The following is an 8690-nucleotide window of genomic DNA, read 5'->3' on the forward strand; positions in this document are numbered from 1 at the left end:
CTCGCCGAGAGAGACCCCTCACCCGTCTTCGCTTCGCGAAGCCACCCTCTCCCACAAGGGGAGAGGGTAAAGATCCTACGCCGCGACCACGCGCAGTGCGTCCGTCGCATTCGACGTCTGCACGGGCTTGCTCAGCATGGTCACCTCGCTGAAGCCGACCGCTCTCAGCTGCTCGCACATCAGCGTGCGCGCATCCGGTGCCATCGATGCATCAGGCACCACGACGGCGCGGGCATGCGCCGTCAGCAGCTCGGCCGGAAGGTCTGAGGCGCTGCCGGCGTCGATCAGCACGTGATCATAGGCGCGCAACAGCGCGTCGATGGCGAGCGTCACCCGGGGCGATTGCAGCAGGCTACGGTCGAAGCAGGGACGGCCGGCCATAACGAGATGCAGCCGCGACAGCTTGTCCCGGGTGATGATTTGCGCGAACGACGCCTCGCCCTGCATCAGCTCGGCAAGGCCGGAAGCCGAAGCATCGACCGACACCGCGGCGATGGTCGGCGAGGACGCGGCGAGATCGACCACGACGACGCGCGCCTCCCGCGCCAGATGCCGGGCGAGCGTCAATGTCGACAGCGTGATGGCTTCGCCGGCCGCGGTGCCGAGCACCGTGATCTTCTTCGCCGCAGCGCCGGCGGCGCGCAGGCTGTCCGCGAGACGCTCGATCTCGGTGAATTCGGTGACGTCCACATCGCTCATCATCGCCGGCTGGAGCGGCGCGGGCTCTGCCAAAGCGGGGGCGATGCCGGGATCAATGACGGGATCGACGATCGGCTGGACCTGCGCCGCTCGGCGCACCGGCGCTTGTGCCGGGAGCACCGCCGCCACGGCGCGCGGCGCGGTCTGGCGCAGCAGCTCGCCGGTGACGACGACGCCGGACGAGAGCAGCAGTGTCGCGATCGTCGCGATCAGCACGATCGGCAGCTTCTTCGGATAGGCCGGCGTATTCGAGACGATGGCGCGCGAAATGATGCGCCCATCCGTCGGCGCCGTGTCGATGGTTTCGCGGGTGTTGGCCTCGCGGTACTTGGCGAGGTAGGTCTCGAGCAGATCGCGCTGCGCCTTGGCCTCACGCTCCAGCGCGCGAAGCTGGACGTCCTGACCGTTGGTCGAGGCGGCCTGCTTCTTGAGCTGCTCGAGGCTCACGGTCATGCCATCGACCCGCCCGCTGGCGATCCGGGCGTCGCTTTCGAGCGAGCGCGAGATCTTGGCCGCTTCGTCGCGAATCTGGTTGTCGAGATCGCCCAGCTGGGCCTTCAGCTCCTTGATCCGCGGGTGGTTGCCGAGCAGCGTGGATGATTGTTCGGCGAGCTGCGCACGCAACGTCACCCTCTGCTCCGACAGCCGCCGCATCAATTCGGAGTTCACGACTTCGGATGCCTCGATCGGCTTGCCGCTCTGGAGCATCTCGCGGATCAACCGCGCCTTGGACTCCGCGTCGGCCTTCATCGAGCGTGCATTGTTGAGCTGGGTGTTGACTTCACCCATCTGCTGGTTCGACAGCGTCGTGTTGTTGGTACCTATGAAGAGTGACGACTTGGAACGGAAGTCCTCGACTTTGGCCTCGGCGTCGGAGACCTTCTTGCGCAAATTCTCGATCTCGCCCGCAAGCCACTGGCTGGCGTTCTTGGCCTGCTCCTGGCGCACGCCCTGCTGGAGCACGAGATAGCCGTCGGCGATCGAATTGGCGACGCGGGCAGCAAGCTCCGGATCGGCGGACTGGAATTCGACCACGATCACGCGCGACTTGTCGACGGCGTAGGCCTGGAGGCGCTCGTAATAGGCATCGAGCACGCGTTCTTCCGGCGTCATCGAGAACGGATCGCGGCCGATACCAATCATCGCGGCCAGCGACTTCAAGGGCGAGATACCTTGCAACACCGGATCGAATTCGGGGCGCTCGGCAAGCTTGTTCTTCTTGATGATCTCGCGCGCGAGATCACGCGACAGCACCAGTTGCACCTGGCTGGTGACGGCCTCGGCGTCGAGCGCCTGGCGCTCCTCGGTGCGATCGCTGCTCGGGCGCAGGAACACGTTCTCGCGGCCATCGATGAGGATGCGCGATTCGGACTTGTAGCGTGGCGTGACGAGATTGACGACGGCAACCGATGCGACGAGCGCCAGCACGGTCGGCACGATGATCCAGCCGCGCCTGCGCGCCAACGCCGCGCCGAGCGCATGCAGATCGATGTCACCGGATTCGACTTGCGGCTGCTTGGTGAGGACGGGCGCAGGCCGTGACTCAACCTTGGTCTCGACCTCGGCTTCAACCTTCGCTTCAACCTTGGGCGCGGCTTCGGCTTTGGGCTTTGAAACGGCTCGCGCAATCACCGCCTGGTCCTTGCCGGCACGCCAAAACGCTAAACGCATCGAACACTCCCGCAGGGGCAACGCCACTAAGCTACCTCAACCGGGGCGATTACACTCCATTAAGGTTGCCGCTGGGTTAATCGCAGCATCCGGCGATCGTCGCGCACGCGCTCATCACCGTTTGTTAACCACGAGGGCCCTTAATCCGTCTCGATATTTTCATGGAATTGTTCGGCATTCGCCGTCGAGCGCTGGTTTTGATCATGCCCCCCTCTCCCGACCGGCCGCTTCGTATCCTGCACGCCGTGCGCGCTCCGGTCGGCGGTATCTTCCGCCACATCCTCGACGTCGCCAATGGCCAGGTCGACCGCGGCCATCATGTGGGCATTCTCGCCGACAGCCTCACCGGCGGCGAGCGCGCCGACAAGGCACTTGCCGAACTCGCGCCGCGGCTGAAGCTCGGGGTGCACCGGCTGGCGATCCGCCGTGAGCCCTCCCCGGACGACGTGCTGGTGTGGCTTCGCATGCGGCGCCTGATCGCCACGCTCAAGCCCGACGTCATGCATGGCCACGGCGCCAAGGCCGGCGCCTTCATCCGCATGCGGCGGCGCTCCGACGACACCATCCGCATCTACACGCCGCATGGCGGCTCGCTGCACTATCCCCTCAACACCTTCAAGGGCGAGTTCTACGCGCGGCTGGAGCGGACGCTGATGGATGCGACCGACCTGTTTCTGTTCGAGAGCGCCTTCGCCCGCGACACCTATCAACGCATCGTCGGCACGCCCAAGGGCGTGGTGCATTGCGTCTTCAACGGCGTCACGCCGGAGGAGTTCGAGCCTGTCGTGACCGCCGACGATGCCACCGACCTCGCCTATGTCGGCGAGTTCAGGCACATCAAGGGCGCGGATCTGCTGGTCGATGCCGTGGCGCGCCTGCACGAGGGCCGCAAGAAGGTCACGCTGACGCTCGGCGGCGACGGCGAGGAAACGGCGGCGCTGAAGGCGCAGGTCGAGCGGCTCGGCCTCACCAGTGCCATCCGCTTCATCGGTCACGTCAAGGCGCGCTACGGTTTCTCCAAGGGGCGCCTGCTCGTCGTTCCCTCGCGCGGTGATTCCATGCCCTATGTCGTGATCGAGGCCGGCGCGGCCGGCATTCCCATGATCGCTTCCCGCATCGGCGGCATCCCCGAGATCTTCGGATCCGACAGTCCGGCGCTGTTCGCGCCGAGCAATTCCGAGGCCATGGCCGAGGCGATCGCCGCCGCGCTCGACCATCCCCAGGCAACGGCGCAGCGCGCGGTCTCGTTGCGCGAACGCATCTCGGCGCATTTCTCGCAAGCCGCGATGGTCGACGGCGTGATCGCCGGCTATCGCGACGCATTTGCCAATCATTAACCATCCTTAAGCCCGCTTTAGAAAATCTTCCGATTTGTTCGATAATCGGAGGGCCAGGGGACGCTCGCCCGCGCGCGCAAGGCCGTGCCGCGGGCTTTGGAATGGACGTGGACGCCCGTGGAACCGCTCAACGCACGCTCGATGCTCGACGCCGCGACCAGCGCTGCGGCGAAGCCCGCTGACCAACCCTTCGTGGAGCGCCGTCGCCGGCTCTCGCCCGCGGCGCTCGAGGTCGTCAACCAGAAGGTCGCCCGCGCCTATTCGCCGATCGTGATCGCCGGCTTTGCGCGCCTCGCCGACTTCGTGCTGCTGAGTCTCGTCGGGATCGCGCTCTATGCCGGCTACGTCGTGCCAAACTCCGGCTTCAGCTGGGTCTATCCTGCGGAGGTCATCGCCGTGGCGGTCGCCGCCGTGGTCTGCTTCCAGGCCTCCGACATCTATCAGGTGCAGCTGTTCCGCGGGCAGCTGCGGCAGATGTCACGGATGATCTCGTCCTGGTCGTTCGTCTTCCTGCTGTTCATCGGCATCTCCTTCTTCGCCAAATACGGCAGCGAAATCTCGCGGCTGTGGCTTGCCGCCTTCTACTTCCTCGGGCTCGCCGCGCTGATCGCCGAGCGTCTGGTGCTGCGCTCGCTGGTGCGCGGCTGGGCCCGCCAGGGCCGGCTCGACCGCCGCACCATCATCGTCGGCTCCGACAGCAATGGCGAGCAGCTGGTCGAAGCGCTGAAGGCGCAGCAGGATTCCGACATCCACGTGCTCGGCGTGTTCGACGACCGCAACGACAGCCGCGCGCTCGACACCTGCGCCGGCGCGCGCAAGCTCGGCAAGGTCGACGACATCGTCGAATTCGCCCGCCGCACCCGCGTCGATCTCGTGCTGTTCGCGCTGCCGATCTCGGCGGAGACGCGCATCCTGGAGATGCTGAAGAAGCTCTGGGTGCTGCCGGTCGACATCCGCCTCTCCGCGCACACCAACAAGCTGCGCTTCCGACCCCGCTCCTATTCCTATCTCGGCGAGGTGCCGACGCTCGACGTGTTCGAGGCGCCGATCACCGACTGGGACCTGGTGATGAAATGGCTGTTCGACCGCGTCGTCGGCAGTCTCGCCCTGCTCGCAGCCCTGCCGGTGATGGGACTGGTCGCGCTCGCGGTGAGGCTCGACAGCCCGGGCCCGGTGCTGTTCCGCCAGAAGCGCTTCGGCTTCAACAACGAGCGCATCGACGTCTACAAATTCCGCTCGATGTACCATCACCAGGCCGATCCCACGGCCTCGAAGGTCGTGACCAAGAACGATCCGCGCGTCACCCGCGTCGGCCGCTTCATCCGCAAGACCAGCCTCGACGAACTGCCGCAGCTCTTCAACGTGGTCTTCTCCGGCAATCTCTCGCTGGTCGGTCCGCGTCCGCATGCGGTGCAAGGCAAGCTCCAGAGCCGGCTGTTCGACGAGGCCGTCGACGGCTATTTCGCCCGCCACCGCGTCAAGCCCGGCATCACCGGCTGGGCCCAGATCAATGGCTGGCGCGGCGAGATCGACAACGAAGAGAAGATCCAGAAGCGCGTCGAGTTCGACCTCTATTACATCGAGAACTGGTCGGTGCTATTCGACCTCTACATTCTCCTGAAGACGCCGATCTCGCTGCTGACCAAGAACGAGAACGCGTATTGAGTTGAGTTTCTCTGTCATGCCCCGCTTTCGCGGAGCATGACAGCGGTGTTTGTGACGACGAGTTGCGTGAGCGTATGAGCGTGTGATGGCGTATGCGGCGACAGCCGATGACGTGAAATTGGCCGCACCGGCTGCGCCCGGCGTGCTGGCGCTGCAGCGCGCGATGGTGTGGCTGGTCGGCGTCTCCGGCGCGGTCGTCTTCGTCGAGCCGAGCCCCTACGAGATCGTGACGCTGCTCGCGGCCGTGACATTCTTCGCCACCGGCCTGCGCTTGCGGCTCGCGCTGATGCCGCTGGTCGCCCTGCTGGTCCTGCTCAATGTCGGCTACACGATCAGCGCGATCCCGCTGTTCGACAAGTCCGAGGTGGTGAGCTGGATCGCGACCTCCTGGTACATGGCGGTGACCGTGGTGTTCTTCGCCATGGTCATGTCCGAGGATACGCTGGCCCGGCTCGACATGCTCCGCCGCGGCCTCGTGATCGGCGCGATGGTCGCCTCGGTGCTCGCGGTCGCGGGCTACTTCCACCTGGTGCCCGGCGGAAACGACCTCCTCACGCTCTACGGCCGCGCGCGCGGCACGTTCAAGGACCCGAACGTGCTCGGCGCCTTCCTGATCCTGCCGGCGCTGTTCGCGCTTCAGAGCGTGGTTTCGGACAAGCTCAGCAAGGCGTTCCGCAACGTCTTCGCCTTCGGCATCATGTCGCTGGCGATCCTGCTCGCCTTCTCGCGTGCCGCCTGGGGGGGGCTGGTGCTGACCTCGGCCTTCATGCTGGCGCTGATGGTGCTGACCAGCCGCACCAATGCAAAGCGCTCGCGCATCATCATCATGGCGATCCTCGCCGCGGTGCTGGGGCTGGCGCTGATCGCGGTGCTGCTGTCATTCGATTCCACCGCCGAGATGTTCAAGCAGCGCGCGAGCTTTGACCAGAGCTACGACGAAGGCCGTTTCGGCCGGTTCGGCCGCCACATCCTCGGGGCGGAGATGGCGCTCGACCTGCCGTTCGGCATCGGCCCGCTGCAATTCCACCGGTTCTTCCCCGAGGACACCCACAACTCCTACCTCAACGCCTTCATGTCCGGCGGCTGGCTGGCCGGCGTGTGCTATCCCGCGCTGGTCTTCACCACCGTCATCATGGGCTTCCGGCACGTCTTCGTCCGTGTGCCCTGGCAGCGCGCTTATCTCGCCGTGTTCGCCGCCTTCGTCGGCACCGTCGGCGAAAGTTTTGTGATCGACACCGACCACTGGCGGCACTTCTGGATGATGCTGGGCGTGATGTGGGGCATGATCGCGGCCGCACAGATCTACAAGATCAGGGCTGGCGAGGACGCGTCTTCAGCTTGAGAGCGGGACGCTTCTCCGGCGGGGTGTCGAGCAGGCCCTTCAGCGCCTCCGTCGCCGCGAGCACGCCCTTGTAGCCCTCATGGGCGAAGCGCAGCAGCAGACGCAATTCCTCGTCGGAATAAGCGCCGAACACCTTTTCCATCGCCTGCTGCATCGGCACGTAGAATTGGCCGATCTTCATCGCCGCCTCCGGCACGACCGCGATGAAGACCTTGCGGCGGTCTTTCTCGTCGCGTTCACGGCGGACCAGGCCGGCCTTTTCGAGCCGGTCGACCACGCCGGTGATGGCGCCCGTCGTGAGGCCCGTGACCTCGGCGAGGCGGCCGGCGGTAACGCGGCCTTCGAGGTACAGAATGTCCATGCATTCAAGGTCGGAATTGGCAATTCCGGCAACGTTGGCAACGGTCTGGCCGTAAAGCACGCCCTGCGCGGACGACCGGCGCATCGCCTCCTCGAGCTCCTGCAACAGCGCCGTACGCGCCTTCGTCCTTGACAAGACTGGCCTCATCTCTTAGGCGATATATATCTTAGTCACTAAGAGATTTAGTGACCGTAATTTCTCCCTACCACCACGGAAACGTCGGGAGCAAGCCCATGTCCTATCGTCCCCGCAAGGCGCTGATCATCGGCGCCGGCATTGCCGGACCCGTGGCCGCGATCCTGCTGCGCCGCGCCGGCATCGAGTCCGCGATCTACGAGGCCTGGCCCTATTCGAAGGGCATCGGCGGCGGGCTTCAGATCGCTCCGAACGGCATGCATGTGATGGACGAGATCGGGCTGGCGAACGAGTTGATCAGCCGCGGCTCGGTCGCGGAGTCCTTCGACTTCTATTCGCAAGGCGGCGAGAAGCTCGGTTCGATCAACCGCGACATGGCACGGCGCTTCGGCCAGCCGGCCGTCAACGTCTGCCGCGCGACGCTGAACGAACTCCTCATCGACAAGGCCTGGTGCGCCTGCGTCTCGCTTTATTTCGAGAAGCGCCTGATCAAGATCGAGGACCGCGGCGACCAGCCGATCATTGCCTATTTCGCCGACGGCACCACGGCCGAGGGCGACTTCCTGATCGGTGCCGACGGCGTTCACTCTGTGACGCGCCGCCAGGTCGTGCCGGACGGACCGCAACCGTTCAATACGGGCCTGATCGGCTTCGGCGGCTTCGTGCCGCACGCCGTGCTCGACGGCAGGCCCATCCGCCAGCACGTCGAGACCACGTTCGGCCAGAGCGGCTTTTTTGGCTACGGTTATTGCAGCCCGGATCCGAACGATGGCGTGATGTGGTGGAGCACGCAGCCCGCGCACGGCATGGACGCGGCGATGTTTCGCGCGCTCGATCCGGCGACGCTCAAGCAGCATCTGCGTGGCTTCCACCGCGGCTGGCACGATCCGATCCCCGCCATTATCGACGCCGCCGAGAACATCGTCGTCACCGACACGCTCGACGTCGCGACCTTGCCGGTCTGGTCACGCAAGCGCTCGCTGCTGATCGGTGATGCCGCGCATGCGACCAGCCCCCATGCCGGCCAGGGCGCCTCGCTCGCGCTGGAAGATGCGATGCGGCTTGCCCGTCTGATGCAGGAGCGCCAGGAGCTCGGCGCCACCTTCCAGGCCTTCGAGGCCGAGCGTCGCCCGCGCACCGAGAAGATCGTCGCGATGGCCCGCCGCAACGGCAACAGCAAGCGCGAATTCAGCGCCACCGGCGCGTGGATGCGCAATCAGATGCTGAAATGGCTGCTGCCGCTCGGCGCCAGGGGCATGAACTTCATGTACGCGTATGACGCGCGGGCGGTGTAACAGAGATGGTGCCGTAGGGTGGGCAAAGGCGCAACGCGCCGTGCCCACGATCTCGTCGAAATCGGCACATTCGTGGGCACGCTTCGCTTTGCCCACCCTTGTATTAGGGCGATCGATTATATTGAGCCGTTCCGTGAGGAATGGCCCAGCCCGGGTGGCCGCCCGAGCTGGGTCGCCGTTCGATC

The 8690-nt window shown here is 65.5% G+C and carries 6 protein-coding genes; 4 read left to right on the top strand and 2 right to left on the bottom strand.

The features are described 5' to 3' along the window. Positions 1–75: 75 nt before the first annotated feature. Positions 76–2370: an exopolysaccharide transport family protein gene (locus IVA81_RS22195; RefSeq protein ID WP_247321840.1), complete on the bottom strand. Its 2295-nt coding sequence runs from the start codon at positions 2368–2370 to the stop codon at positions 76–78. A 203-nt stretch (positions 2371–2573) separates the two neighbouring features. On the opposite strand from IVA81_RS22195, the gene IVA81_RS22200 reads away from it, so the two are divergent. From IVA81_RS22200 to IVA81_RS22210, 3 genes are all read left to right on the top strand, one after another. After that, the gene (locus tag IVA81_RS22200) at positions 2574–3707 is read left to right on the top strand and encodes a glycosyltransferase family 4 protein (RefSeq protein WP_247321841.1); all 1134 of its coding nucleotides are present in this window, start codon (positions 2574–2576) and stop codon (positions 3705–3707) included. Between the two features lie 117 nt (positions 3708–3824). Next, positions 3825–5372 carry an undecaprenyl-phosphate glucose phosphotransferase gene (locus IVA81_RS22205; RefSeq protein WP_247321842.1) on the top strand — a complete coding sequence of 516 codons (1548 nt, stop codon included), beginning with the start codon at positions 3825–3827 and terminating at the stop codon, positions 5370–5372. An 85-nt stretch (positions 5373–5457) separates the two neighbouring features. Continuing rightward, complete coding sequence (locus IVA81_RS22210; protein WP_247321843.1) at positions 5458–6714, top strand: O-antigen ligase family protein; 1257 nt, start codon at positions 5458–5460, stop codon at positions 6712–6714. Here the strand turns inward: IVA81_RS22210 and IVA81_RS22215 are convergent. After that, positions 6683–7159, bottom strand: a complete 477-nt coding sequence (locus IVA81_RS22215) for a MarR family transcriptional regulator (RefSeq protein WP_247321856.1) — start codon at positions 7157–7159, stop codon at positions 6683–6685. The genes IVA81_RS22210 and IVA81_RS22215 overlap by 32 nt on opposite strands. Positions 7160–7308: 149 nt before the next feature. On the opposite strand from IVA81_RS22215, the gene IVA81_RS22220 reads away from it, so the two are divergent. Further along, on the top strand, positions 7309–8505 hold the full coding sequence (locus IVA81_RS22220) for an FAD-dependent monooxygenase (RefSeq protein WP_247321844.1): 1197 nt from the start codon (positions 7309–7311) through the stop codon (positions 8503–8505). The last annotated feature ends 185 nt before the right edge of the window (positions 8506–8690 follow it).

Source organism: Bradyrhizobium sp. 141 (assembly GCF_023074055.1).
Classification (GTDB): domain Bacteria; phylum Pseudomonadota; class Alphaproteobacteria; order Rhizobiales; family Xanthobacteraceae; genus Bradyrhizobium.

Bases quoted from the DNA above. Each gene is read 5' to 3' on its own strand.
- IVA81_RS22195 (WP_247321840.1), bottom strand. From the start codon at position 2,370: ATGCGTTTAGCGTTTTGGCGTGCCGGCAAGGACCAGGCGGTGATTGCG.
- IVA81_RS22200 (WP_247321841.1), top strand. From the start codon at position 2,574: ATGCCCCCCTCTCCCGACCGGCCGCTTCGTATCCTGCACGCCGTGCGC.
- IVA81_RS22210 (WP_247321843.1), top strand. From the start codon at position 5,458: ATGGCGTATGCGGCGACAGCCGATGACGTGAAATTGGCCGCACCGGCT.
- IVA81_RS22215 (WP_247321856.1), bottom strand. From the start codon at position 7,159: ATGCGCCGGTCGTCCGCGCAGGGCGTGCTTTACGGCCAGACCGTTGCC.
- IVA81_RS22220 (WP_247321844.1), top strand. From the start codon at position 7,309: ATGTCCTATCGTCCCCGCAAGGCGCTGATCATCGGCGCCGGCATTGCC.